The sequence below is a fragment of the Pseudovibrio sp. Ad37 genome, from assembly GCF_001623075.1.
Classification (GTDB): Bacteria; Pseudomonadota; Alphaproteobacteria; order Rhizobiales; family Stappiaceae; genus Pseudovibrio.
This window is the reverse complement of record NZ_LMCF01000012.1, coordinates 272,225-298,766: the sequence shown is the minus strand read 5'-3', so window position 1 is coordinate 298,766 and position 26,542 is coordinate 272,225. Positions and strand designations below refer to the sequence as shown.

General features: G+C 51.1%; 30 protein-coding genes and 1 tRNA gene. 24 read left to right on the top strand and 7 right to left on the bottom strand.

From position 1 onward, the window contains the following. The first annotated feature begins 200 nt into the window (after positions 1-200). The 4 genes from PsAD37_RS03515 (at position 201) to PsAD37_RS03500 (ending at position 4,326) form a co-directional block, all read left to right on the top strand. A complete protein-coding gene (locus PsAD37_RS03515) occupies positions 201-1,142 on the top strand; it encodes a LysR family transcriptional regulator (protein WP_063294933.1) in 942 nt (313 codons plus the stop codon). A gap of 364 nt (positions 1,143-1,506) precedes the next feature. Continuing rightward, entirely contained in the window at positions 1,507-2,340 is an 834-nt protein-coding gene (locus tag PsAD37_RS03510) for a bifunctional allantoicase/(S)-ureidoglycine aminohydrolase (RefSeq protein WP_063294932.1), read from the top strand. A 6-nt stretch (positions 2,341-2,346) separates the two neighbouring features. Further along, the gene (locus PsAD37_RS03505; RefSeq protein WP_063294931.1) at positions 2,347-2,850 is read left to right on the top strand and encodes an ureidoglycolate lyase; all 504 of its coding nucleotides are present in this window, start codon (positions 2,347-2,349) and stop codon (positions 2,848-2,850) included. A gap of 30 nt (positions 2,851-2,880) precedes the next feature. Next, positions 2,881-4,326, top strand: coding sequence for a uracil-xanthine permease family protein (locus PsAD37_RS03500; RefSeq protein ID WP_063294930.1), 1,446 nt, complete (start codon positions 2,881-2,883; stop codon positions 4,324-4,326). 43 nt (positions 4,327-4,369) lie between these two features. Here the strand turns inward: PsAD37_RS03500 and PsAD37_RS03495 are convergent, their stop codons facing one another. Next, positions 4,370-5,566 (bottom strand): Gfo/Idh/MocA family protein, encoded by a 1,197-nt coding sequence (locus PsAD37_RS03495; RefSeq protein ID WP_063294929.1) that lies wholly within the window; start codon positions 5,564-5,566, stop codon positions 4,370-4,372. 188 nt (positions 5,567-5,754) lie between these two features. Between PsAD37_RS03495 and PsAD37_RS03490 the strand changes: the two genes are divergently transcribed. After that, a complete protein-coding gene (locus PsAD37_RS03490; protein WP_208991660.1) occupies positions 5,755-6,360 on the top strand; it encodes a bifunctional 2-polyprenyl-6-hydroxyphenol methylase/3-demethylubiquinol 3-O-methyltransferase UbiG in 606 nt (201 codons plus the stop codon). Between the two features lie 8 nt (positions 6,361-6,368). Here the strand turns inward: PsAD37_RS03490 and PsAD37_RS03485 are convergent. Continuing rightward, positions 6,369-6,458: transfer RNA gene (locus tag PsAD37_RS03485), tRNA-Ser, on the bottom strand. A gap of 167 nt (positions 6,459-6,625) precedes the next feature. Then, positions 6,626-8,620 (bottom strand): methyl-accepting chemotaxis protein, encoded by a 1,995-nt coding sequence (locus PsAD37_RS03480; RefSeq protein ID WP_208991659.1) that lies wholly within the window; start codon positions 8,618-8,620, stop codon positions 6,626-6,628. 634 nt (positions 8,621-9,254) lie between these two features. On the opposite strand from PsAD37_RS03480, the gene PsAD37_RS03475 reads away from it, so the two are divergent. The 12 genes from PsAD37_RS03475 (at position 9,255) to PsAD37_RS03420 (ending at position 16,664) form a co-directional block, all read left to right on the top strand. After that, positions 9,255-9,602 (top strand): SH3 domain-containing protein, encoded by a 348-nt coding sequence (locus tag PsAD37_RS03475; protein WP_193778202.1) that lies wholly within the window; start codon positions 9,255-9,257, stop codon positions 9,600-9,602. A gap of 601 nt (positions 9,603-10,203) precedes the next feature. Next, positions 10,204-10,779 (top strand): 50S ribosomal protein L21, encoded by a 576-nt coding sequence (gene rplU, locus PsAD37_RS03470; protein WP_063294976.1) that lies wholly within the window; start codon positions 10,204-10,206, stop codon positions 10,777-10,779. 46 nt (positions 10,780-10,825) lie between these two features. After that, complete coding sequence (gene rpmA, locus PsAD37_RS03465) at positions 10,826-11,095, top strand: 50S ribosomal protein L27 (RefSeq protein ID WP_057461576.1); 270 nt, start codon at positions 10,826-10,828, stop codon at positions 11,093-11,095. A 156-nt stretch (positions 11,096-11,251) separates the two neighbouring features. Then, a complete protein-coding gene (locus PsAD37_RS03460; RefSeq protein ID WP_063294927.1) occupies positions 11,252-11,857 on the top strand; it encodes a GNAT family N-acetyltransferase in 606 nt (201 codons plus the stop codon). A gap of 234 nt (positions 11,858-12,091) precedes the next feature. Then, positions 12,092-12,682 (top strand): GNAT family N-acetyltransferase, encoded by a 591-nt coding sequence (locus PsAD37_RS03455; RefSeq protein WP_084407641.1) that lies wholly within the window; start codon positions 12,092-12,094, stop codon positions 12,680-12,682. Continuing rightward, a complete protein-coding gene (locus tag PsAD37_RS03450) occupies positions 12,679-13,245 on the top strand; it encodes a GNAT family N-acetyltransferase (RefSeq protein ID WP_063294926.1) in 567 nt (188 codons plus the stop codon). Before PsAD37_RS03455 ends, PsAD37_RS03450 begins: the two co-directional genes overlap by 4 nt. After that, positions 13,242-13,808 (top strand): GNAT family N-acetyltransferase, encoded by a 567-nt coding sequence (locus PsAD37_RS03445; protein WP_063294925.1) that lies wholly within the window; start codon positions 13,242-13,244, stop codon positions 13,806-13,808. The genes PsAD37_RS03450 and PsAD37_RS03445 overlap by 4 nt, the downstream gene beginning before the upstream one ends. Beyond that, positions 13,805-14,365: a GNAT family N-acetyltransferase gene (locus PsAD37_RS03440; protein ID WP_063294924.1), complete on the top strand. Its 561-nt coding sequence runs from the start codon at positions 13,805-13,807 to the stop codon at positions 14,363-14,365. Before PsAD37_RS03445 ends, PsAD37_RS03440 begins: the two co-directional genes overlap by 4 nt. Before the next feature lies 1 nt (position 14,366). Beyond that, a complete protein-coding gene (locus PsAD37_RS03435) occupies positions 14,367-14,915 on the top strand; it encodes a GNAT family N-acetyltransferase (protein ID WP_063294923.1) in 549 nt (182 codons plus the stop codon). A gap of 5 nt (positions 14,916-14,920) precedes the next feature. Next, complete coding sequence (locus tag PsAD37_RS03430; protein ID WP_063294922.1) at positions 14,921-15,487, top strand: GNAT family N-acetyltransferase; 567 nt, start codon at positions 14,921-14,923, stop codon at positions 15,485-15,487. Between the two features lie 9 nt (positions 15,488-15,496). Next, complete coding sequence (locus PsAD37_RS03425) at positions 15,497-16,042, top strand: GNAT family N-acetyltransferase (protein WP_063294921.1); 546 nt, start codon at positions 15,497-15,499, stop codon at positions 16,040-16,042. A 70-nt stretch (positions 16,043-16,112) separates the two neighbouring features. Beyond that, positions 16,113-16,664 carry a GNAT family N-acetyltransferase gene (locus PsAD37_RS03420; protein WP_208991658.1) on the top strand — a complete coding sequence of 184 codons (552 nt, stop codon included), beginning with the start codon at positions 16,113-16,115 and terminating at the stop codon, positions 16,662-16,664. A gap of 50 nt (positions 16,665-16,714) precedes the next feature. Here the strand turns inward: PsAD37_RS03420 and PsAD37_RS03415 are convergent, their stop codons facing one another. From PsAD37_RS03415 to PsAD37_RS03400, 4 genes are all read right to left on the bottom strand, one after another. Next, positions 16,715-17,440 carry a hypothetical protein gene (locus PsAD37_RS03415; RefSeq protein ID WP_063294920.1) on the bottom strand — a complete coding sequence of 242 codons (726 nt, stop codon included), beginning with the start codon at positions 17,438-17,440 and terminating at the stop codon, positions 16,715-16,717. 109 nt (positions 17,441-17,549) lie between these two features. Next, a complete protein-coding gene (locus tag PsAD37_RS03410) occupies positions 17,550-18,137 on the bottom strand; it encodes an OsmC family protein (RefSeq protein ID WP_063294919.1) in 588 nt (195 codons plus the stop codon). A 100-nt stretch (positions 18,138-18,237) separates the two neighbouring features. Then, complete coding sequence (locus PsAD37_RS03405; RefSeq protein ID WP_063294918.1) at positions 18,238-18,870, bottom strand: TetR/AcrR family transcriptional regulator; 633 nt, start codon at positions 18,868-18,870, stop codon at positions 18,238-18,240. Between the two features lie 292 nt (positions 18,871-19,162). After that, complete coding sequence (locus tag PsAD37_RS03400; protein WP_057461563.1) at positions 19,163-19,369, bottom strand: cold-shock protein; 207 nt, start codon at positions 19,367-19,369, stop codon at positions 19,163-19,165. Between the two features lie 854 nt (positions 19,370-20,223). On the opposite strand from PsAD37_RS03400, the gene PsAD37_RS03395 reads away from it, so the two are divergent. From PsAD37_RS03395 to rlmH, 7 genes are all read left to right on the top strand, one after another. Next, the gene (locus PsAD37_RS03395; protein ID WP_063294917.1) at positions 20,224-20,769 is read left to right on the top strand and encodes a GNAT family N-acetyltransferase; all 546 of its coding nucleotides are present in this window, start codon (positions 20,224-20,226) and stop codon (positions 20,767-20,769) included. A gap of 276 nt (positions 20,770-21,045) precedes the next feature. Continuing rightward, positions 21,046-22,092 (top strand): GTPase ObgE, encoded by a 1,047-nt coding sequence (obgE, locus tag PsAD37_RS03390; protein ID WP_057461561.1) that lies wholly within the window; start codon positions 21,046-21,048, stop codon positions 22,090-22,092. Then, positions 22,092-23,222 carry a glutamate 5-kinase gene (proB, locus tag PsAD37_RS03385; RefSeq protein ID WP_063286534.1) on the top strand — a complete coding sequence of 377 codons (1,131 nt, stop codon included), beginning with the start codon at positions 22,092-22,094 and terminating at the stop codon, positions 23,220-23,222. The genes obgE and proB overlap by 1 nt, the downstream gene beginning before the upstream one ends. Before the next feature lie 52 nt (positions 23,223-23,274). After that, positions 23,275-24,570 carry a glutamate-5-semialdehyde dehydrogenase gene (locus PsAD37_RS03380; protein ID WP_063294916.1) on the top strand — a complete coding sequence of 432 codons (1,296 nt, stop codon included), beginning with the start codon at positions 23,275-23,277 and terminating at the stop codon, positions 24,568-24,570. Next, positions 24,567-25,232, top strand: a complete 666-nt coding sequence (locus PsAD37_RS03375; protein ID WP_082826887.1) for a nicotinate-nucleotide adenylyltransferase — start codon at positions 24,567-24,569, stop codon at positions 25,230-25,232. The genes PsAD37_RS03380 and PsAD37_RS03375 overlap by 4 nt, the downstream gene beginning before the upstream one ends. A 125-nt stretch (positions 25,233-25,357) precedes the next feature. Further along, positions 25,358-25,789 carry a ribosome silencing factor gene (gene rsfS, locus PsAD37_RS03370; protein WP_208860027.1) on the top strand — a complete coding sequence of 144 codons (432 nt, stop codon included), beginning with the start codon at positions 25,358-25,360 and terminating at the stop codon, positions 25,787-25,789. Between the two features lie 155 nt (positions 25,790-25,944). Further along, a complete protein-coding gene (rlmH, locus tag PsAD37_RS03365) occupies positions 25,945-26,427 on the top strand; it encodes a 23S rRNA (pseudouridine(1915)-N(3))-methyltransferase RlmH (RefSeq protein WP_057461558.1) in 483 nt (160 codons plus the stop codon). Positions 26,428-26,542: the final 115 nt, after the last annotated feature.

Sequence of the window (26,542 nt, the reverse complement as noted above, 5' to 3'; positions counted from 1 at the left end):
CCACATAGAATCTCAGGAGCTTTAGCACCCAAAAGTAGAGCAACTCATAGAAAGAACAGGATTAAACGAGTAAAATTGAAATACAACTTGGAGTAAAACTATGTTTTATTTCCAACTCACGACGCGATGAAAAACACCTATCCAGACTACTTTGATGCTGGTATGTTTCGTGTAGAGGCGGGGATTTCAGAGTTAAAGCAATGTCTTACATCAACAATGTCAGGATGTTTGTGCGCGTGTTTGAGCTTGGCAGCATGTCTGCCGCGGCAAGAGACATGCATGTTTCTCCTGCGGTTGCTTCCTCCCGTATTGGAGAGCTTGAGAAGCACCTGGGCATTCGCTTGTTTAACCGCACCACTCGCACCATCCAACCCACTGAGCAAGGTAGCATTTTTTACCCCGGTGCCCGTAAGATGCTGGAAGCTATGGAAGAGGCTGAGGCGGCTGTTCAGGAGGTGACACACACTCCACGCGGCTCAATCTTTGTTTCTGCTCCACTCGGGATAGGGCGGCGTTTGATCGCACCGCTTATTCCTGAATTCCACGATGCTTATCCTGAAATTCATGTTCGCCTCAGGCTCTCGGACCGTCCTCTTAACATTACTGGAGAAGGTTTGGACCTGGCATTCATTCTGGGACAGTTACCAAACTCTGAAATGCGGCTGAAAAACCTGTTGGACTGCCCTCGGGTACTGTGTGCATCCCCTACCTACTTGGAACATCGTGGTGAGCCACAGCAAGGGGCAGACCTCCAACATGGGAAGCATGATTGCCTTCTGCTTCAGTTTCCCGGTTCCTCTGAAAGCCGATGGACGCTTCAAACTTCTGAGGGCTTACAGAGCTTCACAGTTGGTGGACCTTTCACCTCTGATGACGGCGATGTGTTGGTGAACTGGGCACTCGGCCATCACGGCCTCATCAATGCACCCTTGTTTGATGTTGTCGACCATTTGCTCAGCGGAAACCTTATCGCCGTCTGCACTGCTACCCCTCCCGCTGATGTGCATTTGGCATGTCTTTTTCCGCACAAACGCTATCAAGATCCTAAGATCCGACTTTTTCTAAATTTCATCAGCGAGCGATTGAAGGCGTATCTAAAAGACAAGAGTTCTCAATACTCTAATCACCTTCAGAACAAGTAATTCCCGACTGAAAAGTCGTTTATGTAACTGTTTCTTTTTCCAGTTATTCGCGAAATACTTTCAAAATAATTTTGATAATACAACTCAATTATTAGGCTAAACTGATAAATGGGAGGAGTTTGGTGGCCTTGCCTGCTGACGAGCTTTAAGGACACGTTTGATACCAGCACATTTGCCCAGTGTTTCGAACAGTGCCTCGTCGATCCCTAATTCGACGAGGCACCTCCTCGGCAAGGAATTCAACTTAATTCGGGTTGGTGCACTTACGCAGACTGCAATTGCGTGAGTGTCGTACAAGAAAGTAAACTTACATATGAGTACCCAAACACTGCTACCCCGCACCTTTGATGCCCCTTCTGAGGGCATGTCGCCTTCTTCTTTCTACGCACCTTCGGGAGGCTTGCCTCCGCAAACGCAAGTTATGACAGACCGGGCAGTGTTTACTAATGCATATGCCGTTATTCCCAAAGGCGTGATGCGGGACATCGTGACCTCAAATCTGCCTTTCTGGGAAAAGACGCGTGCCTGGATTATTGCCCGGCCACTCTCTGGATTTGCTGAGACGTTTTCGCAGTACATCATGGAAGTTCAGCCAGATGGAGGCTCTCTTAAACCTGAGCCAGACCCTGAAGCGCAGGGCGTGATGTTCGTTGTTCAAGGTGAGATTACTATCACAATGGGCAATGAGGCTTTCACACTTGCCGAAGGTGGCTACGCCTATCTGCCTACTGGAGCCCAATATGAAGTGCGCAACAATAGCTCTCTAGCTGCCACCTTCCATTGGGTTCGAAAGCGCTATGAGGCTGTCGAAGGCATTGCGAGACCGGACGCGTTGTTCACTCATGAAAAGAATGCTGTTGTTGCTCCCATGCCAGACACCAATAGGGCCTGGACAACGACGCGCTTTGTGGACCCCAGTGATATGCGCCACGACATGCACGTCAACATCGTGAACTTTGAGCCCGGTGGCTGCATTCCGTTTGCTGAGACCCACGTGATGGAACATGGCTTGTATGTTTTGGAAGGGAAAGCAGTCTACCGGCTGAATAATGATTGGGTTGAAGTGGAAGCTGGCGACTTTATGTGGCTGCGCGCTTTTTGTCCGCAAGCTTGCTACGCTGGCGGTCCAGGCCGTTTCCGGTACTTGCTTTACAAAGACGTCAATCGACATGCCCAACTCGGCTCGTTTCAAAGGTGATCAGATATGGGTAATCAGGTCACAACAGAGCGCACCATACGGATTGAAAAGCTCACCTCTGCGGTATTTATGCCGTTTGGTGAACTGATTGAGACTGGCGAGACATCACCTATCTTAATCAACGAAGGCCGATGTGAGCGTTTTTCTGATCTCGCTGATGTTGAGTTCATTGGTGGCCGCGCTGGTATCAGCCTGTTTCAGGCAGAGCTTCGCAGCCTGCCGCACACGCTGACGATGTTGGAGCGCCATCCATTGGGCTCGCAATGCTTCATTCCGATGAACCAATCAGAATATCTTGTCATAGTCGCCGAAGATGAAGGTGGATGGCCTTCATCACCTCGTGCGTTTATGGCGAGTTCAACCCAGTCCATCAATATCAAACGGAACACATGGCACGGCGTTCTGACTCCCATCAACGGGTCAGGACTGTTCGCTGTTGTCGACCGGATTGGGGACGGAAATAACCTAGAAGAACATTGGCTGAAGGAGGCCTACTTAATAACGGAATAACACTGTGCGTCATTAGTAGGAGGGGACTAAATGACCAGCAATTCCATCGGGACACCAGAACAACTGCGTGATCCGAACTACACACCTGCCTTACATAAGGCGGTACCACTTGGCATTCAGCATGTGCTTGCCATGTTCGTCTCAAACGTTACTCCGGCGATCATTATTGCCGGAGCTGCCGGATTTGGGTTTGGCTCTGATGCAGGGGCGCAGGGCTTCCCAGACATGACATACATGATCCAGATGTCTATGCTGTTTGCCGGAATAGCGACGCTTTTTCAAACAATTGGAATGGGAGCAGTTGGAGCCCGCTTGCCGATTGTGCAAGGTACCAGCTTTGCTTTCATACCCATCATGATTCCACTCGTTGCAGGTAAAGGTGTTGAAGCTTTGCCTGCTCTGTTTGGAGGCGTGCTCATTGGTGGTTTGTTCCATGCCATTCTAGGGATGTTCATTGGCCGCATTCGCTTTGCCTTACCACCACTGGTGACTGGTCTTGTCGTAACCATGATCGGTCTGGCGCTGGTGAAAGTGGGCATTCAGTATGCTGCTGGTGGTGTGCCTGCTATTAGCAAGCCTGAGTATGGAAGTATGCTCAACTGGTCTGCTGCGCTCATTGTTATTCTCGTCACGCTTGGCTTGAAGTTCTATGCCCGCGGAATCCTAGCTGTATCTGCTGTGGTGATTGGCATCCTTGCAGGATACCTTTACGCGATGATGGTCGGCATGGTGACCGTGGACGGTATTGCCACAAGCGTTGGCCGCTCTGCATCTTTCGCCCTGCCGATGCCATTCGCCTATGGTTTTGATTTCAGCCTTGCTGCTGTGGTTGGCTTTTGTCTCATGGCGTTTGTGAGTGCTGTTGAAACTGTTGGCGATGTCTCTGGCATTACCAAAGGCGGTGCAGGACGTGAGGCGACCGACAAGGAGATCCAAGGGGCAACCTACGCTGATGGTTTTGGCACAGCCATAGCCGGTGTTTTTGGTGGTTTGCCGAACACATCCTTCAGCCAGAATGTGGGGTTGATTGCCATGACAGGCGTGATGAGCCGCCACGTGGTGACCATTGGTGCTTTATTCCTCATCGTGTGCGGACTGATACCCAAGGTTGGAGCGATCATTCGCACAATTCCCATCGAAGTGCTCGGCGGAGGTGTGATCGTTATGTTTGGAATGGTGGTTGCCGCTGGCGTCTCCATGCTCTCCGACGTCAACTGGAACCGCCGAAACATGGTGATCTTCGCGATTGCGTTATCAATCGGCCTTGGCTTGCAGCTGGATCCAAAAGCTGTTCAGTATCTGCCAGACACTCTGCGCATTTTGATGACGAGTGGCTTACTTCCTGCAGCTCTGATCGCGATTGTGCTCAATCTTGTATTGCCAGAAGAGCTTTCTGCCGAAGCAACGGAAGAAGTTTCAGGCGGCATGGCCTCACAAGAGGATGCACCACTCAAACCAGCAGGCTCCCAAGCCTAAAGAAACTCCCCTCGCTGTTTTGCTATGGCGAGGGGAGCATCTCTTATAGTTTCTGCCATGAACCGCCGTTCTGAGAGCTTTTCACGGCTGTTTCAATGAAGTTCAGTCCATCCAACCCATCAGATACAGTCGGAAGCAGTTTGCTGCACTCGGGTTCTGACTGGCCTAAAATGCGCGCAACTAAAACATCAGCAAACTCGTTATAAATTGTTGCGAAGGCTTCCAGATACCCTTCCGGATGACCACCTGGAATGCGTGAGACTGCATTTGCGGCCTCTATTGCATCGGGGCCACCGCGTGTGATGCGATAGCTTGACTTTCCATAGGGTGAGTAAACCAGATGGTTCGGGTCAGCCTGCACCCACTCAACACCGCCTTTGTCTCCATAAACACGCAGTCTCAGCCCATTTTCGTTACCTGGAGCAACCTGAGACGCCCACAGCATTCCCTTGGCACCATTTTCGTAGCGCAGCAGCATCTGCACATCATCATCCAGCGCTCTGCCCTCTACGAAGCTGGTCAACTCCGCCAAAACTTCCGTTGCTTTCATGCCGGATAAGAAGGAGGCAAGATTGTAGGCGTGCGTTCCGATATCTCCGATACAGCCGCCTGCTCCGGATCGTTTTGGATCAGTACGCCAGCTGGCTTGCTTTTGGCTTGATTGCTCAATCGGCTCAGTCAGCCAATCTTGCGGGTACTCCACTTGAATCAGACGAACTTTCCCGAGTTCACCTGCCTCAATCATCGCTTTCGCCTGCCGGACCATTGGGTAGCCGGTGTAATTATGCGTCAACAGGAACAGCCTGCCAGTTTCCTCAACCAGTTGAACAAGCTTTTCGCTTTCTTCACTCGTCGTTGTCATCGGCTTATCGCAGATGACATGGATACCAGCCTCGAGCATCGCGCGAGCTGCCGGATAGTGCATATGGTTAGGCGTCACAATGGCAACTACATCAACCGGATCATCCCGAAGCGGTTCTTTTTCTGCCATTTCTTCGAAGGAGGTATAGGCACGATCAGATGAGATATAGAGTTCTTCAGCTGACGCTTTTGCCCGCGTTGGATCGGAAGAAAGGGCACCAGCAACAAGTTCATAGCGATCATCCAAACGCGATGCGATGCGGTGAACTGCGCCGATGAATGCACCCTGACCGCCGCCGATCATTCCCAGACGCAGTCTACGCCCCAGTTTTTTCGGAATATCCAACACTTGTTGTGGCCCAGCAGATTCGACGGTCATTATGCATTCTCCATATTTCTCAGGCGCAGATATCGGTTAGCGCAACAGCACCACCTGAACCTGTAGGATCATTAAGTCTGAGATCGGTAATTGCAAATGCTCTTTTGCAAAAGTGTTGGTCATTTCAGAGAAACTGTTTCAAAATCCAGGCTGATTTGTTGCTGACTTAAGGGAGAGTTGAAGGTCTTATGCCGAACTCATCAGAGACCACCCGAGCCTATTACGAGAAGAATGCAGAGAGCTTTATCGAGCGCACACTGCATCTGGACATGGAGGAGCACTACCAACGGTTCCTCAAGAGAGTGCCGCCAGGTGGGCGAGTTCTCGATGCGGGATGCGGGTCCGGGCGTGATGCCTATGCTTTCAAGCAGCTTGGCTTTGAAGTAAACGCCTTCGATGCATCTGCTGAAATGGTAAAATCGGCTAGTAAACTGATCGGTATAGATGTCCAGCAAAACACATTTCAGGAATTTATCAGCGAGCAGGTTTACGATGCTATTTGGGCATACGCCTCTTTGCTTCACGTTCCTTATTCTGAACTTCCTCTCACACTCACCAATCTCTGCAATGCCCTCAAGAATGGTGGCACCTTGTTTGCTTCTTTCAAACAGGGAGAAGGAGAAGTGATCCGCGATGACGGGCGTCGCTTTTCCATGATGACCGAAGCCCGCTTCAGCAACATCCTGCAGCAGCTCCCGAACCTACAGCTTCGAGATGCCCGAACTACGCTGAGCAACAAACCCTATAGCCCTGACGAAAAGTGGCTCACGATGATTATTGAGAAGGTGGGCTAAAGAGCAAATGGCGGAGAGTGAGGGATTCGAACCCTCGGAACACTTGCGTGCTCAACGGTTTTCGAGACCGCCCCGTTCGACCACTCCGGCAACTCTCCTAATTGATCCTCGTGGTGAGGATTGCGGGACCATATAAAGAAGCTTTCCCTTCGGCAAGCCCTGCGACCGCTATACCGCAGATAACTCACAGCTCACGCGTCACCTCCCAATAAAAAACGCAGTGAGCGAACCCACTGCGTTGAAATGACTGTCCATTTCTGGAGGGTTATGCGGCTTGAACGTTTTCAAGGAAGGCTTTGATCGAGCGGTTAAACTGATCAGCTTCTTCAGAGATGCTGTCTGCCTGATTGTTGATGTCTTCTGCCGTTTTGGTGGAGTTTTCGATAGTGCTGGCAACTTCCCCCATTTCGGACTCACCAATACGAGACTGATCAGAAGCATCGGTCACAGAACGCGCGATTTCACCAACAGTTACAGACTGCTGTTCTACAGCCGCTGCCACTGCTGAAGAGCTGGTGGATAGCTTCTCCATCATGCTCGTCACTTTTTCAATGGAGCCAACGGCATCAGTAGACACCTGCTGGATCGCATGGATCTGCTGCGAGATTTCTTCCGTAGCCGTGGTGGTCTGGTTTGCCAGATGCTTCACCTCAGAGGCCACAACTGCAAAGCCTTTGCCCATCTCGCCAGCACGCGCCGCCTCGATGGTGGCGTTGAGAGCAAGAAGGTTGGTCTGGTCTGCGATATCCTTGATCAAGCTAACAACTTTTCCAATACGGGATGCAGTTTCAGCCAGCTCCTGAATTGTCTTGGACGTGTTGATGACAAGCCCACCGACTTCATCGGCAACGTCTTTGGAGTTCACCGCTTCAGACGCGACTTCCTTAATGGAAAGAGACATTTCCTCGCTGGCAGATGCCACTGTTGCCACTGATGTAGATGCGTGGCTGACCGCATCACCTGCTTTACCAGCTTTATCAGAGACACTTTCGACAGTGACATTCAAAGCGAAGGAGGCTTCATGCAAAGACTGGATCGCGGAATTAAAACCATCGCCTGCAGCCGTTGCTGCTTTTTCAAACTCTCGCACCAGAAGAGCAACTTTCTGCTCACGTTCCTGACGACGCTTGTTGTCTTCATCGCGCTCACCGTTCAGCTGATTTCGCTCAATGGCGTTGGCACGGAAAACTTCCAGAATCTTCGCCATTTTCGCGAACTCATCCCGGCCTTTGGTGCCTTCGATATTGATTGAGACATCCCCTTTTGCCAGAACGCCCATGGCCGTATGCAGGTTCGCCAACGGGCGAGAGATGCGCCATGCAATGTAGCCCGCAATCATCAGGCCGATAATGCCCATAGCGCCAGCTTGCAACAAGAAGCGCTGCATGCTTGCAGCTGATGCCTCATTATGAAGCGCAGTTGCTTCGGATTCACCTGCCGCACCAAAATCATTGAGCTGTTGTGCAGCTGGGATCATCTCGTCCAGTTGTTCCAGAGCGAAGACCATTTCCTCCTGAATGTCAGCATTCAGAGTTTCAATCTGCTCCAGTGTCTCTGTGTAGGTTGCCCAGAGCTCGCTCACTACCTGAGATGTTTCTTCTGGCATTTTCGCTGTTTGAATGACCATGCCAAACTGCTCGATGCGGCTTTTGAAGGTACTCTTTTCAATTTCATACCCGTCAACGCCAATGGTCCATTCCATGGCCTGAAGATCTTTTAGCAAACCAGCGACACGATGTGTGTCTTTGCTGACGTTCAGTTTCCGGCGTGCCTTATTAATTTCGAGCTGCATTGTGGAACTAGCCCCCTGAAGGACTGAAATGAGACCTCCATCTGAGCTGGTGCCACGTTCTAGTGTTGCTTCAACCACTGCGCCAAACGTCTCTGAAAACCCGTAGGCATAGCCTTCCAGGTTATCGTAGAGTTCGTCCTCAATGCCTGAGACATTCAGTTCACGTGTTTCTTCTACCAATACAACAACACGCTCACGGGCACCTGCTGCAATGTCAGATGCCTCTGCTTTTGGATGAAGCAAAAACTCACCACCAATTGCGCGCATACGATCCACTGCAGCACTAATCGCCTGAGCATTTTGCATCAGCTGGTTATAGGTCTGCGTATTTTTTTGAAACTCAGCATTCTGGCTGTTCATTTGGGAGAGGGAAATCAGGGCCCCACCCAGCACAAGTATCGGCAACAACCCAAGAGCTGTAACTCTAGTTACGACGGAGTATATCCAGGCGAACTTTGGAATGCGCATTTTATGCTCCCCGCTCGTATGCGGTTTAAATAACTTGATATCAACAATCGCGTGTTTGTTACATGCCCCGTAGGTGCCTGAAGTTCCTAAAGCACCTGCTCAGAACATGTACAAATCACTTTAACCAGATGTTGGAGTGCGAAGGTTTATCGATCCTTAAACTTGATATCAAATAAAGATTGAAACCTAGTGTTGTAGGTATTCTGACGTAGTATTTTATTGCCACGCCTATACTAAAGATTATAATTAAAACGAAAACATCCTCAGTATTCAAAGATACGCACTCAACTGACTTTGATCTATATCAATCAAAAAGTGTTTTTCTGTCACATTCCCTGAGCGCATTTGTCGGGGTATCGCTAGTGATTCTGAAAGGGGCTTTGCATCTATTGAATGCGCCTTAACCAGTTTGCATACAGATGCCCTCACCAGTTAGCCATAATAAAAACAAAAACAATACTACATATTTACAGTCATTATTCTCGAAGAAGAAATATATAGTATGCCGATTGCAAATAGTGAACTAAAAACACGATTGTTTACATTATCAAATTAAGTTAGGTTATTTTTCAGATGCAGCATCACTCGCTTTTTGCGGCCAACAAAACTCAAAACGGCCATGAAGGGAATTGATATGCCTAAGTTAACCAACCTGATGTGTGCCTTAATCCTCGCAGGGTCATTTGTTGCCTTGCCAGTCACCTCTCAAGCTCTTGTCAAGACTTTGACGTCAGCAAACACGACGAGTGACTACTGGCTTAACCTGCGCCAGGGACCCTCTACCAGTTACAATGTAGTGAGAGTCTTGAGGCCTGGCTCAACCGTGATGGTCAAATCCTGTCAAAGCGACTGGCGCTGGTGCGCCGTCTCCTACAACGGTGTCGACGGCTATGTGAATGCGCGCTACATCCACAAAGACGGCGTTCACCTTAGTACAGGCCAACACTATAACTTGGTTCCTGTCAGTTACATCACGAACTAGCCTATGGAATCTGCTGAGAAGGATTCGAAAACCAACATATATGAGCCGTCCGGAACACTGCTGGACGGCTCAACTTCAATATGGCGGTTTTGTTTTTCTTTCAGCTACATATCCCCTTTAAATAGAATAGTTGTCTGAATTATTCAGCAAAAGATTGATGTTTCGCTCATTTCTGCTGGAGCCGCGTTTTCTTTCCTCAAACCTATTGCCAGCTCACAGAGTCCTTGCAATCTTGCCCATACTAGGCCTGACTTTCCCTATTCTGAGGAGCTTTAGCTATATCAGCCGCCAGACTAAAGAAGGGGGCTAACTGCGCCTTTGTTGACGAGCGATCGTTCTCCGCAAAGTTCAAATAAAATGCTGAGATTCTGAGTTGACATTCCAGAATGCCTGCGTATATTCCAGCAGCTCATAAATTGCGGGGAAACCCGTGTTTTCGCGCTGTCCGAGGCAAGACATCGAAACCGCCTTCTGGTTTTTTCCAGAGTTTGCGGTCGATCTCCCCGAAAGGGGACGTTCCTAGAGCATAAAGGAAACGGTCGACAAAGTTCGCAGTTTGCTGCGACGCCAAAGGGTGCGCTTAGATAAGAAGGACATGCGCATGTTCGCAGTCATCAAAACAGGCGGTAAACAGTACACTGTTGCTGCTGACGATCTTCTGAAGATCGAAAAAGTTTCTGCCGAAGCTGGTGAAACAGTAACTTTTGACGAAGTTCTCATGGTTGGTTCAGATGCTGAAACCACTATTGGTGCACCAACCGTTGAAGGCGCTTCTGTTGTAGCTGAGGTTGTTGAGCAGGGTCGTGATCGTAAGATCATCATCTTCAAAAAACGTCGTCGTCAGAACTCCCGTCGTCGTAATGGTCATCGTCAGGCTTTCACTACTGTGAAAATCACCGACATCCTGACCAGTGGCGCTAAGCCAGCTAAAAAAGCCGCCGCTCCTAAGAAAGCTGCCGCTGCACCAGCTGCTGAAGGTTCCGACGATCTGAAAAAATTGCAGGGTCTTGGCCCAGCAATTGAGAAAAAGCTGAATGCTGCAGGTATCTCTACCTACGCACAAATCGCAGTTCTTTCTGCTGAAGACATCGCCCGCGTTGAAGAAGAAACTGGCACTAAAGGCCGCTTCGAACGTGATAACTGGGTTGCACAGGCTAAGGAACTCGCAGCGAAGTAATTCGCGCAAGTTTCTGTCCTAGAGATTAAACGAGGAGTACTTCGTTATGGCTCATAAAAAAGCTGGCGGTTCATCCCGCAACGGTCGCGACTCAGCTGGTCGTCGCCTTGGTATCAAGAAGTTCGGCGGCGAAGCCGTGATTCCTGGCAACATCATTGCACGTCAGCGTGGCACTAAGTGGCACCCAGGCGCAGGTGTTGGCATTGGTAAAGACCATACCATTTTTGCGACCGTCGAAGGCAAAGTTGCATTCGAAGAAAAACGCAATGGCCGAACATTTATTAATGTGATGCCGGTGGCACTCGCCGCCGAGTAACGCTGACGTGATAATCCAAATCGTCGGCGTCTCATCAGACCCCGACGGATTTGGAAAAATCCGGTTCAGATCGAAAGATCAGAAAAAGGGGAGATGGGACGCCATCTTTCCTTTTTCTTTGTCCAGTGGGATGGGCAGTAGACCGGAGTTAAAACCATGGTAGTTGAATACGAAGAAATCCCAGAAGAAAGCAGTTGCATTGCGGCCGGGTCGCCGCAGGACACCGCGCGTCTTGTCATCGACCGAGCGCGCAAGGATGATTTGGCTGACATCCTGTTTTTAGCCAACAACCGTCGGATCGCTGAGAAACTGACGAACATGCCTCATCCCTTCACGTATGAAGACGCTAAAGCGCTCGTGAAACGGTGTGATGTGCAGTTGCCATCTCAGGCGACGTTCGCGATCCGCATGAAGAACACTGGCCGTATTATTGGCGCTATCGGTTTCAACCCGCTTGCCGAAGACTTTGGTGCTGTGCACCTGGGTTATTGGGTGGGCGAGCCATTCTGGAACCAGGGATATGCGACAGAAGCTGTTCAGTCTGTTATCGAATTCGCGTTTGCTAATGGTGTTAAGGAGCTCTCCGCTTCTTGTCGCGTGAGCAATCCTGCCTCGCACCGCGTGCTGACCAAGTGCGGCTTTAAGCAGGACGGAACGACAAAGCTGCATTCTCTCGGCGCTATGGCCGTGGTGGATGCCACACGCTTTACACTGACCCGCAGCCAATGGATCGCGAATACGCGATGGGGCTCTGCTGGTTAAGTGATGCCAGATCAGCAGGTTGCAATGACAGCAACCTGCTTTCGGCAGCGTGATTGTTGTTTGGCTGTGACGGCTTACCCTCAACCACACAAAACCAGCAGGCTTTTACCTGATCCTGATGCAGTCGCTCTGTCTGCAATCCAGGTCATCGAGGCCATGCTGCGTTTTACCCTCACTTACCTACTCCAACGAACGATTAGAGAAACATGAGTTTGATTTACAAGGCCTTTTACAATGCTCACCACAACTATAGATACCCAAAGGCTGCAACTGCGCCCATTCCAATCTGACGATCTCCCTCGCTTTTGGGAGATCGGACCTTCTAACTATGAAATAGCACGCTGGCTCACCGGGTTAACGTGGCCTCCAACCATGATGGAAGCCGAAGCCTTTATAGAACAGGCGTGCCTTGCAAATGCCAAAACGGACTCATTTCCGTTTGCCATCGACTGTAACGGACAGCTTATAGGCGGCGTTGAAGTCCAAAAACCCGGTGATCTCAAAGAGTTCCCGGAACTGCCAACCATTGGCTATTGGCTTTCCGAAGCCGCACATGGCCAAGGGTATATCACTGAAGCATGTGTTGCTGCGCTGCATTGGGGCTTTGCGCGCGCTGCATGTGACACCTTCGCCGCTCGTGTGTTTGCGACGAACTATTCCTCTCAGAAGGTATTGAAAAAGCTAGGCTTTGAGCCTGCTGGTGTTTGCCTTCGGTACTCTAAACCTTTGCAACAAGACGTTGAGAATATCATCATGCATCTGCCGCGGGATCGGTTTGAGGCGTTGCATGGTGATGCGCATGTGATGATGGGAGCAGCGCTATGACCACCTTTCCTCGTTTGAGAACGACCAGCCTGACACTGCGGGAATGGCGAGAAACGGATGCACCCCGCGCGCTAAAACTCTTTCAAAATCAGAATATTACACGCATGCTAACCTCCAAGCCACATCCCTTTACAAAGGCAGATGCCCAGGCCTTTTTGCATAAGGCTATGCCTCACAATTTGAATGAAGTTTTGAATTGGGCAGTCGAGCTTAAAGGAGAAGTGGTTGGTGGTATTGGAGCCGGACCGCTTGATAAAACACCAGACATGGGTTGGTGGCTTGCTGAAGAACATTGGCAAAAAGGCATTATGTTTGAGGCCGCTAGCGAAGCTTTGCGCTACCTTCTTCTTGAACGCGAGTACCCCAAAATCGTTGTAGATGCATTCAGCGATAACAAAGGGTCTCAAGCCCTGATGCGTAAGCTTGGCTTTGTTCATACCGGGCAAGGAATGGGGAGCAGCATGGCCCGCCTTGCCGGGGATTATCCTACAGAAGAGTTCGCCATATCCCCGCTTGATTTCATCGCAGCACAACAGCTCAGAGTGCAGGAGGCAGCACAATGACCACTTTTCCTCGTTTGAGAACAGCCAGTCTGACACTTCGGGAGTGGAGAGAGACGGATGCGCCTCGCATTCTTAAACTGCTGCAAAATCAGAATGTTACGCGAATGCTGGCGAGTGCTCCGTATCCTTATACCAAAGCGGATGCTGAGGTCTTTCTGCAAAGGTTTATGCCCAGAGACCTTGGCCATGGAGTGAACTGGGCCGTTGAGCTGCAGGGGGAAGTGGTTGGTGGCGTTGGTGCTGGCCAACTTTCCAGAAAACCTGAACTCGCCTTTTGGCTTGCAGAAGAGCATTGGAAAAAAGGCATTATGTATGAGGCAGTTAGTGAGGTTCTCCGTTACTTGCTGCTGGAACGTGAGTTGCCTTCCATCTTTGCCGATGCCTTTAGCGACAATGCGGGATCTCAGGCACTGATCCGAAAACTTGGGTTTGTTCATACCGGACAGAATGAGGGACGAAGTCGTGCACGCCTCGCGGGCAATTATCCGACAGAAGAGTTCCTCATATCCCCGCTTGATTTCATCAGTGCACAACAAGCCAGAGCGCAGGAGGCAGCGCAATGATCTTTCCGGAATTACAAACCAACCGTTTGATTTTAAGAGCACTTCAGCCGGATGATTATCCTCGGCTGCGGTTCCTGTTTTCTGATTTTGATGTGGCGCGGATGACTGCCAGCTTTCCGCATCCGATCACTAATGAGTGGGCGCATGAGTTTATCACTTGTAGTCATTCTAATGATCTGAATTCGGATGTGGTTTGGGCGATTGATAATGGTACGGGCTTCATCGGGTCCATTGGTGCACACCGGATCGGCAAATCTGCTTCTTTGGGCTATGCGCTTGGAAAGTACTACTGGCGGCGGGGTTATATGAGTGAAGCCGTGCAAGCCGTTGTAAACTATCTACAAAATGAGCGTTGCGTTGAGAACGTTGATGCGTGCGTTTTTTTGGAGAATCCTGCGTCATTCCGCGTTCTTATGAAGAACGGCTTCGTTCCAACCTCTGTCTGCACGCATTCCTGCGCTTCCAGAGAGGCTGACGAAATTGAGACCCAAAATTTCGAACTCAAGCTGGCACAGTCCGCAGAGCAACCACACCTTGCCGTGGCGGGGATAAGATAGGATGGCTTTTCCAGAGCTGAAAACAGACCGTCTTCGATTGCGCATGCTTGAAGACGGCGATCTGGATCGCCTTGTCCAGCTGGCGAACTCTTACGCGATTGCGAGCATGCTTTCGGGCATGCCGCATCCGTTTACAGAAGAGACTGGCAGGTTCTACATACATAGCAGCAAGACCAGTGATCCTGCCAGTGTTGTGTTATGGGCCATTGACGATGGGACTGGCCTTGTCGGTTGCATCTGGGCAAAGTTTGAGGATGGTACTGGCTGGACCGGTTATTGGATGGGTGAGCCTTATTGGGGGCGTGGCTACATGAGCGAAGCTCTGCGTACAGTTCTGCGTTTCGGATTTGAGCAGCACTTTGTTACGAACTTTGGGGCCGGTGTGTTTGCCGACAATCCTGCCTCCTCTCATTTGTTGGATAAGATGGGCTTCAGCAAAGTTGGCGAAGAAACTATCCCCTCTAAAGGACGCGGTGATATCATGGTTCCACATCTCCGGCTTGCATTGCCCAAAGCCGATTTTGTGGACTTAGCAGAAGCGGAAGGTTGAGCGCCATGACAACCCAAAGCACCTTTCCTGTTCTACGCAGCGAGCGACTAGTATTGCGCGAGATGCGATCTGAGGACTTGGAGAGGCTTTGTGCGTACTTGGGGGATTTTGAGGTCTCCAAGTCGCTGAGCAGTCAACCGCATCCGTTTTTGGAAGCGGATGGGCGGGATTATATTGAGCAGGCGCTTGCCAACAATACAGCTGAGAATGTGACCTGGGCAATTGAGCTTGATGGGCAGTTTTGTGGTGGTTTTAAAGCGAAGGAGTTGCATGGAGCTGCGAGCGTTGGCTACTGGCTTGGGCGCGAGCATTGGGGCAAAGGGCTGATGAGTGAGGCTTTGCGTGTTGTTCTTGATTATCTGTTTGAAGCGCGGGCGCTGCATGTGGTGCGGACCGGCGTGTTCAAGGAGAACCCGGCCTCCATGCGGGTGCTGACCAAGATGGGTTTCAAGATTACTGGTGAGGCTAAACACGCCTGCCGTGCGCGGGACAATGTGGAATTTGATGAGACCCAGCTTCAGATAACCCGAAATGACTTTCTTCGACTGACTAATTCAGACATGAATTCGTGAGTATTCAAGATGTTTCCTGACCTAAAAACAGACAGGCTGATACTGCGCCAGTTCAGGCATTCTGATCTGGAGCCACTTTGCAAGTTCACCGACAATTTCGCAGTTAGTAAAACACTCTCTGAAGTGCCTTACCCTTATTCCAAGGCAGACGGAGAATGGTGGATCAACTACTGCCTGACCACTCCACTCTCAGAGAAAATCGCCTGGGTGATTGAGGGGCCTGCTGGCTTTTCCGGCGCGATCACTCTGATGAAGCTTCAAAGCGGCAAGCCAATTCTTGGGTATTGGCTTGCTGAGCATCTGTGGGGCAAAGGCTATATGAGTGAGGCTGCTCAGGCCGTTACTGCATATGGTTTTGAGACACTTGGCCTGCCCACGATTTATACCTCTGCGCTTGAAGAGAACCCCGGAAGCCTGCGCGTTCTGACCAAACTGGGTTTTCAGGAGGTTGGAAGAGGCTTTTCAACTCCGCGCTCCCGGCCAGAAGAGACGCTGCCGAATATTTCTCTCAGTTTAACGCGGGAACAGTGGGCAGCACGGCATGCCCCTGCCTAACGACCATTATGGAATTACAGAGTGTTTGCGGCACACCGACTAAGCACTCCAAACGCAACAAGTTGGATTAATGATGTTTCCTGAACTCAAAACAAACCGCCTGACACTCCGCCAGTTTCAGCAGGGTGATCTGGAGCCAATCTGCGAGTACATCAGCAATTTTGAAGTCAGCAAGATGCTGACTGTGGTGCCCCACCCATACACAAAAGCGGATGGGGAGTGGTGGTTGAACCACATCAAGGAGACACCGCTAAGCAAAGAGACGAACTGGGTTATTGAATCCGAACATGGGTTCTCAGGCGTCATTGGAATACGCATCCCAGAAGATGGCTTCCCGCGCATTGGTTATTGGCTGGGTCAACCGTTCTGGGGCAAAGGCTATATGAGCGAGGCAACTGAGGCCGTGGTCAATTACTGCTTTGAGGAACTGGGTGTGAGCAAAGTGACTTCCGGCGCCTTTGAAGAAAATGACGGGTCCCTGAATGTGCTGGCGAAGAACGGTTTCCAGACGATCGGCTCGGAGCCAGAAAAAAGTCGCGCTCGCGGAGAAGAAGAAGTCACTCTTATCAACGTGGAGCTCACCCGCCATTTATGGGAAGCCATGCGGGCGGTGACGGTTTGAAGATGAATTGCTTGTCGCGTGCCGATGGGTGCGCGCGACAAGTTTTGGGATCAGTCGAATAGCAGCGGTATCATGATGTGCATGGTGCTGTGCATGAAGATGAGAAAGCCCGGACCGACCAGAAAAAACAGGCTCCCCATTATGATGCCGGGAACGAGAATGCGTGTGGCGATCAAGTTCCACAATAAGATGCTATCCAGTTCTCCAAGCTCATGAAGGAAGACAAAAGCTAGTGCTGCGATGAGGATTGCAGTGCCAGCAGACCAGAACACGCGATACCTGTACTCAACGCCTGACAGCAGTTTGAACATTCCGAAGAAGACCAGCCCACTCAATAACATGCGGAAGACGAGTTCTTCGCCGTAACCAGCCACCATGCCGAAGAGATAGCCTGGACGTGAGCTTTCTTCTGCCGGGACAAAGTCAGGCAGTTCACTCCCGAAAAACGCCCAGATAATGCATGTGATGATGATTGCTGTGCTTACACCGCTCACGATCTGCAAACCGGGCGTATGCTTTATCAAGCCTGCCCAGCCGAGTTTGTTAAAGCAAAACCAGCCCAAGAGCAGTGAGGTGAAAATGATGAGCCAGGTAGAGACGTAAATCGGCACGATCTTGATGAACGGATCTGCCCAGAAAATCTGACTTGTGTTCTGTTCGGTGAAAACCAATAGGCCAATGCAATAGAGAACAAAGACCTGAGCCCAGACGATTGTTGCCATGAGCTGGTTGCGAAAGGTGGTGGGGAAGTAGTTGTGTTGGGAAGAAGATGTCATTGTATTTCCTCCGTCCTTCTCGGAGACATTGTTGAGAAGGAGAAATGGAGAGGAGGGCAACATCTCAAACGATTTTGCTTGAGAGGCTGCCCTACGCATCAATTCTGGCTCAGAGTTTCTGGCCGTTGTTGATGATGGTGGTCGATGCCGGGACTGCATTTACGACGGTTTGAAGCGCCATGCAGGCTTTCTCACTCGCCTCCACCAAAGAGGCAATCAGAGATGGGTCTTCTTGCGATTCGATGATGATGACTGTCTCGACGCCTTTTGAAACACCAAGCATGTCCGAGCCTTCTTCAGCGGTCATTCCCGGAATTCTGGACTGGAACTTCATTTTCTGCTCCAGCTTGATGGAGGAGATGTTCAGCTTCCGGGACTGAGCCAACCCATGCACATGCGTGAGCAGGCAGAAGCCGATACCCGCGGCCAGGTAAGACAATGGTGCGGGAGCTGTATCCGTGCCGCCAATGGATGAGCCCTCGTCGCAGAGAACTTCGAACGCACCAAAACCGGGAACGTTGGGTTGGACCACGCCGGTCTTAACCAAGCCATCGCCTGTCAACTCTGCGATGAAATCAACCTCAAGCTCCATGCCTTCCTTTGACTTCTTGATTTTGTTTAGGCTGATGTGCTGGGGTGTTGGCATGGCTGCTGCCCGGGTCACGATGGGATGTGTCACAGTGTTATTGTTAAGCATCTCTACCTCCGTAAGTGTACGACACTGTACCGTACACTTAGCAGACAAAAATCACTTTCGTCAAGCATGGCTGTTTTCTACGGTTCCACGCTGGTTGGTGTCAGACCCCATAAGCCTTCATAAAATCACGCACGCATTGGCGAACATGGCCTGAAATTTCCTGCTCGTCCGGCGCGGATTGAACACCTAGCAGAAGAGCGAGATGAGTGTCCTCTCTCAACATGCCCATGAATATGGCCGCTGCGTTTTCAGGATGTTCAATGGCAACGATGCCAAGGTCGCTCGCAAGCTGAAGCTGTTGGGCAATGCTGGAGGTTGCTCGTTTGGGGCCAAGCTGGAAAAATGATTTGGTAATATGAGGAGCGCGACTGCCCTCACCTATCAACATACGCCAAAGGCCCAGAGTTCTGTCATCATAGATGAGGGTCAAGACAGCCTTACCAAAGACAAAAAGAATCTCTTCAAGCTCCTGACGGGAGCCACCATCTTCGTTTGAGTCGAGAGGTTTTATGGAGAGGACAGGCCCTTCAGACAGGTTGCTGACAATCTCTGCCAACATTGCTTCTTTGTTTTTGAAGTGTCTGTAGACTGTGGTCTTGGAGGCGCGGGCTCGTCTGACGATCTCATCCATCGAGGTGTTGGCATAGCCAAGTTCGATGATCGCATCAGCTGCAATTTCTAAAAGCTCATTTTTCCGCTTTTCGCCGCGCGATACCTTTTTCTCTGATTCCATGCAGGTTTTCCGTCTCTCACGTGGGTACGATACCGTATCTTACACTAAGCTCTAGTGAGTTTGGTGAGGAGAAACAAGATTGCAAGGGAATGGAATGTGGAGGCATCAGCTGGCATCACGGCGAAGCATGATGTTGGGAGCCGGATTTGGGGAGGATGGTATTCTGTAGAGGAGCATTTTGGCTGAATGGAAGCCTGATGGCTATCTCATTGTAGGTTTATTGATGTCTGGGCCAAATTCCAGACAAAAAAAAGAGCGCATTGCTGCGCTCTTTTTCACTGAACAGCTCGAATTATACGGTTTCGAGGTTTACAGCGCTCTGACGGCCATCACGACCAGCTTCCAATTCGTAAGTTACGTCCTGGCCATCAGCCAGAGTAGACAGACCGGAGCGCTCTACTGCAGAGATGTGAACAAATACGTCTTTGCTTCCATCTTCAGGTGCAATAAAACCGAAACCTTTAGTGCTGTTGAACCATTTCACGGTGCCTTTAGCCATCGTGATATCTCCTAGTTAGTGTGCCGCTGCGACATGCAGATAGCTTTGGTTGCGTCAGGGCGAAATCGAGTGCACTGACGCCTAAAAAGGAGACAGGGTCGATAGTCTTAACGTAGAGACGGCATTCCACATATTGACTGATAAGTAAAGATCCAGCTTTCCATTTGAGGCGTGTAGAGCCATTTTTTTTAAATTCCCTGTGTTTTTACTGAGTCAAATCCTAACTTATTCCCTGATCTTTTCACAAAACGCATAAAATTGAGGGAAACTCGATATTGGAGACTCCTGGCGGTTGCATTGCCGGATTTGTCGATATTTGAGCGAATATTCCTCAGCATGTGAAAAATATTCCAGAAATATGCTCTAACTGCTTGCAATAGGGAGTGGTCCGAGATAGTGACCGCCCCCAAGCTTTGAAGTTCCTCTCGGATTTTGAAACCTCCAAGATGCTGTTGTCTGCTTACTTTGTTCCCCTGTGAATAAAGATGCAGGCGTCGATCACCTTTGATTCTCCGATCTGTGTGTGTTTATCGGGCAATTGAAGATGGGTCCTGCTCCTCTGATCTGGCTGGCGCGTCTGTTTATGCGTTCCGCGACTTTCAGCAGATGGCAGGATAGGGTCTTTGAGCAAGGTTGCGGCAACAGCCTTTTGCTCCCTCGTCCCTTTGTGATCGTACCCAGCACTCGTGGCAGGGGTTCACTTGAGATCTCAGGAACCAAAAGCAAGGGTTGGATAGCACCGGCGCGTTGCGAGCACATGGCTCGACGGGTTTGACGCTATCTTCGTGTACTTAAGAGAAAGAGCGCCAGCGACAACAAGCCAAGCGCTCCAAGAAGAATAAGAAGAGATTGTCATGTTCCCGGAGTTACAATCCGAGCGCTTGATCCTACGCGATTTTCGCGAGAGTGATTTTGATATTCATAATGCGTCTTTGAATGATTTCGATGTGAGCAAGATGCTGACTGTCGTTCCGCATCCTTATACAAAGGATGATGGTGACTGGTGGTTTGATCATTGCCGCACGACATCTCACAGCGAAGAGATCAACTGGGTGATCGATAATGGCGAAGGCCTTGTCGGCGTCATCGGCATCCGCAATGTCTCGACAACACCGCACCTCGGTTACTGGCTGGCTAAATCCCAATGGGGTAAAGGTTATGCCAGTGAAGCGACCAACCTGATATGCGACTACGTGTTCAACCGGCTGAATGCGGCTGCGATGAACACTGGCCTGTTCACCATTAATCCGAAGTCTCTGAATGTGCTTCAGAAGAACGGGTTTGAGATAACTGGCGAGACTAAAGAGAAGAACCGCGCACGTGGTGATCTCGAAATGGATTACACTACAGTTACGCTGACCCGGGACAGATGGACATCGATGCAGGCGATTGCGGCCTGACGTTCCAGTCTCTAAAGCAACTTGTCTTTAGGGATTTGTTCTTGCGCATCTGAATTTTAAAAGGCTTGCGAATTGATGTTCGTGAGCCTTTTGGCTGTTCAGGGCAGCAAACCATAAATCAGGTTGCTTATTCTTTTCCGGAAAGCGCTAGACACTTTTCGGGAACACGCTTAAGCAATAAAATTAGCCAGATTTGCCGTTCCGCCCTTGGCGAGAGCGCAATAGGGCTTTATGACGTCCTCCAAAGAACGTCACAGGTGGACGAAAGAGAATAAAATGAAATTCCTCGATCAGGCAAAGATCTTTGTAAAGTCTGGTGATGGTGGCGCGGGCAGCGTCAGCTTCCGCCGTGAGAAATATGTTGCCGAAGGTGGACCCGACGGCGGTGATGGTGGCCGTGGTGGTGATGTATGGGTTGAGTGCGTTGATGGCCTCAACACACTGATCGACTATCGCTACGCGCAGCACTACAAAGCAAAAATCGGCATGCATGGCATGGGCCGCAACAGAACCGGCGCCAAGGGCGACGATGTTGTGCTTCGTGTTCCTGTAGGCACTCAGATTCTTGAAGAAGACAACGAGACCGTTCAGGCGGACATGACCGAGATTGGTCAGCGCTTGTTGCTTCTGAAAGGTGGTAATGGCGGTTTCGGTAACGCGCACTTCAAATCCTCAACCAACCAGGCACCGCGCCATGCGAACCCTGGTCTTGAAGGCGAAGAAAAGTGGATCTGGCTGCGCCTGAAGCTGATTGCGGATGCTGGCCTTGTGGGTCTGCCAAACGCTGGCAAATCCACCTTCCTCTCCGCTGTATCAGCAGCACGCCCGAAAATTGCGGATTATCCGTTCACCACGCTGCACCCGAACCTGGGTGTGTGTGAACTCGACAATCGCGGCTTTGTCCTCGCTGACATTCCGGGCCTCATTCGTGGTGCACACGAAGGTCATGGTCTTGGCGACCGTTTCCTTGGCCACGTGGAGCGGACGCGCGTTCTGTTGCATCTGGTGGATGGCTCTGGCGAAGAAGACCCGGCAGATTCTTACCGCACCATTCGCGGTGAGCTGGAAGCTTATGGCCATGGTTTGGATGAGAAGGCTGAGATTGTTTGTCTTTCCAAAGCAGATGCACTGACAGAAGAGCTGCGCGAAGAGCGCTTTAAGTCTCTTGAAGAAGCCTGCGGTCAGAAGCCTTTGATCATTTCGTCTGCCAGTGGTGAAAACATCGACACGGCTCAGCGCATGATCATTCGTGCAATTGACAAGGATAAGCAAGACGAGGCCAATGCCATTCCTTCTGATGGAATTGAGGAGTGGCGCCCGTAATGGCTCGAAGTCTGAGCGACTATAAGCGCATCACCGTAAAAATCGGCTCTGCCCTTCTGGTAGAAAAGGGCCGATTGAAGCGTGAGTGGCTGGAATCGCTGGCAGATGACCTTCAGGCTCTTTCCGAAGCTGGGAAAGAAGTACTGGTGGTCTCTTCCGGTTCCATTGCTCTTGGTCGTGGTGTGCTTGGTCTGCCAGCTGGTCCGCTCAAACTGGAGCAGGCGCAAGCCGCGGCTTCTGTGGGCCAGATTGCACTTGCTCAGGCATATTCTGAAATTCTCGGCGCGCGCGGGTTAACGGCTGGCCAGATTCTGCTGACGCTCGGCGACACGGAAGAGCGCCGTCGTTACCTCAATGCGCGCGAGACGATTGGCACATTGCTGAAGATGGGCGCTGTGCCGATCATCAACGAGAATGACAGCGTTGCGACCTCCGAGATCCGCTATGGTGATAACGACCGTCTGGGCGCCCGTGTGGCGACCATGGCGAGTGCGGATCTTCTTGTGCTGCTGTCTGATGTGGACGGGCTTTACACCGCCGCTCCGCAGACAGATCCTGATGCCATCTTCCTACCTGAGGTTCCTCAGGTGACACAGGAGATTGAGGCCATGGCCGGAGCGCCGGGAACGGCCTTCTCCTCCGGTGGCATGAAGACCAAGATTGATGCAGCCAAGATTGCGCAGAGCGCAGGTACATCCATGATCATTGCCAGTGGCAAGACCATGAACCCGCTTAACGCAATTGAAAATGGTGCACGGGCAACATGGTTCCCTGCTCCATCCTCACCCGCCCGTGCCCGCAAAACGTGGATCAGCGGTCACCTGAAGCCGCATGGCACCATTCAGCTGGATGCAGGTGCGCTAAAAGCTGTGAAGGCGGGCAAGAGCCTGCTGCCAGCAGGGGTGACCAAAGTGGATGGCACATTCACACGTGGTGATGCTGTGCGTATTATAGATGCGGACGGTCATGATGTGGGTCGCGGTCTTGTGGCCTATGATTACGGTGAGGCCTCTCTCATCATCGGGCGCAACAGCAAAGAAATTGAAGCCATTGTCGGCTATCCGGGACGGGCAGAAATGGTCCATACGGACGACCTTGTGCTCTCTACATCTGATTTGGACAATTCATAGAAACTGTTTAGGTTGACCAAGTTCAACCAGTGATGACTTAAGGGTTTTGCAGATGCTGAATACTTCTGAAGTGGCAAATGCGGACAACACCGATGTTCGCGACCTGATGGCAACTCTTGGCAGACAAGCACGCGCTGCTGCACGTACTCTTGCCATTGCCCCCACAAGCCAGAAGAACAAAGGTCTGCAAGCGATGGCAGCTGCTGTTCGCGCTGCAACCCCTGAGATCCTCAAAGCGAATGCGATTGATCTGGAGAGCATGCAGGCCAATGGTCAGCTGGCATCCTTTATTGATCGCGGCACATTGAACGAAGAGCGCATTGAAGCCATTGCCTGCGCACTGGAAGACATTGCCAAGCTGGACGACCCTGTCGGTTCTACGATTGCAGATTGGAAACGTCCGAACGGTTTGGACATCTCGCGCGTCCGCACGCCTCTTGGTGTAATTGGCGTAATCTACGAGAGCCGCCCGAACGTGACTGCGGATGCCGGAGCATTGTGCCTGAAGGCTGGTAATGCTGTTGTGCTGCGCGGCGGTTCAGACACCATCAACTCCAACCTTGCTATCTATAAAGCTTTGCAGGCTGGCCTTGCAGACGCCGGACTGCCAGTAGATGCCATTCAGATTGTACCGGTGAAAGACCGCGCTGCTGTTGGCGAAATGCTGAAGGGTCTGGATGGTAATCTTGATGTGATCATTCCGCGTGGTGGCAAGAGCCTTGTTGCTCGTGTTCAGGATGAGGCCCGTGTGCCCGTGTTTGCGCATCTGGAAGGTCTGGTTCATATCTTCATCGATAAGAAGGCCGATCTGGATAAGGCGATTGAAATCACCGTCAATTCCAAGATGCGCCGGACAGGCATTTGTGGTGCTGCCGAGACGCTGCTGGTTGATGAAGCTGTGGCAGCAACCATTTTGCCGCCAATTCTTGCTGCTCTTCAACAAAAGGGCTGCCAGATACGCGGTGATGAAGACGTCATGACGCTTTGCCCAACCGCTTCTGAGACGACTGATGACGACTGGTCGACTGAATATCTGGATGCGATCATCTCTGTAAAGATTGTTGGCGGTCTGGAAGATGCGATTGAGCATATCGGGATCTACGGTTCCAATCACACGGACTGCATCATCACAGAAGACCAGATTGCGGCCCGCAAATTCCTTGCAGAAGTGGACTCGGCTATCGTTCTTCACAATGCATCCACACAGTTTGCGGATGGTGGTGAGTTTGGCATGGGCGCCGAAATTGGCATCGCAACTGGCCGTATGCATGCACGCGGACCAGTTGGTGTGGAACAGCTGACCAGCTTCAAATACGTGGTTCGCGGGAACGGCCAAACGCGTCCATGACGAACCCCGACCCCACAATGGGCGATAGCCACGGCAAGCTTGGGATTGTGCAACCAGACTGGATGCGCCTTCCCTATGCTGCACCGGGCAATCGCATTGGTTTGTTTGGCGGGTCGTTTAATCCCCCACATCCCGGCCATCTTATGGTGGCGGAGACGGCGTTGCGGCGCTTGAACCTGCATCAAATCTGGTGGCTGGTCACGCCCGGAAACCCGCTGAAGTCTCACCGAAACCTCGCACCCTTGGAAGAACGTGTTGCCGCCGCGCAGGCTTTGGCACGACATCCACGCATGAAGGTGACGGCCTATGAGAAGGTGCTTGGCACCTCTTACACGGCAAGTACGGTGGAGCAATTAAAGCTGCGCAGACCGCATCTGAATTTTGTCTGGGTTATGGGTGCAGACAATCTCTCCAATTTTCACCATTGGCAAAACTGGCAGAGCATTATAGAAGGGGTGCCTGTGGCAATTGTTGACCGGCCTAAAGCGACCCTTTCGTCTCTTTCCGCTCAAGTTTGCCAAAGGTATGCCTTTGCTCAATTAAAAGAAAAAAGTGCAGACCAACTGCCTGAGTGCAAAGCCCCGTGCTGGACCATTTTACGTGGTCCGCTGGATGAAACCTCTTCCACCCTCCTGAGGAATAGAGGACACACCCCAGGGTAACTTTACGCTTTTACGGCAAGTAGTGTCTTGAAAATGCCATAGGGACCTGAGTATTCTTCTTGACGGAAGGCTTGAGTTTGTGCATTTCAGGCTTTTCGACCGGCAGAGTACTGCTTTCTCTAACCATGGCGAGGGCTCTTAAGCTGACCATGACAACTCAACATGAAGGGACGGACACCATCGCTCCTCTTCAACCGCATGATCCCACTAATGAGGGGGACGTGCTTGCACTGATCCTCAACAGCCTGGAAAATTCCAAGGCTGAGGATATCGTATCTCTAGATCTTACAGGCAAATCTGCTCTGGCTGATCACATGGTTGTGGCTTCTGGCCGCTCTCATCGCCATGTGGGTGCTGTTGCAGACTACCTGCTCCGTGATCTGAAAGATGCTGGCTACGGTAACGCTCGCGTTGAGGGCATGCCGCATTGTGACTGGGTACTCATCGATATCGGTGATGCAATCATTCACATTTTCCGCCCAGAAGTCCGCAGTTTCTACAATGTAGAAAAAATGTGGTCTGCGGATAGCTCTGCACCGACGCAGTTCATCGGATAGTATCAGTGCTTCTTTGAAGCACTGACTATTCCACCAGTCACTTCTCTGCCCCTTTGGGGGAATGAGGGAGTCTGGGCAAATGCCGCTGATGCAGGTGCTGCTCCATCTGCATGAGATCTTTTTGCGGGTCACTACGATCTAATCCCGGAGACTTTATGAAAGTCACGATTGCCTGCGTCGGCAAAATGAAAGCTGGCGCGGAAAAGGACATGCTTGAACGCTATCTGGACCGAGCCCGCAAAGCTGGCCGTTCCGTTGGCATTACGTCTGTGTCCGTGGTGGAATTTTCAGAGAGTCGGGCTGCCCGTACGAGTGATCGAAAAGACGAAGAAGCGCAACTGCTGCTCAATGCGCTTCCTTCCGGTGCGATCCTGATTGCACTGGATGAGCACGGCAAGGCACTTTCCAGCGAAGCCTTTGCCAAAAAAGTTGGCGGTTGGGCCGATCAGGGTATTTCGGATATGGTGCTCGCCATTGGCGGTGCCGACGGCCACGGCCAGGCGCTGCTGCAGCGCGCAGACCTGAAGCTCGCTCTGGGCTCCATGACATGGCCTCACCAACTCGTCCGCATCCTGTGCGGCGAGCAAATCTACCGCGCAATCACCATACTGACAGGGCATCCGTATCATCGGGCGTGAATGGTGCGGAGGTTGCCGCTCTTATTCCAAAACCTTCCACTAAGACTGTTTTGTATTTGCCCATTCCGGTTTCACCTGCCCGAATGGCTACTGTAGATATTGATGTTTTTACTGG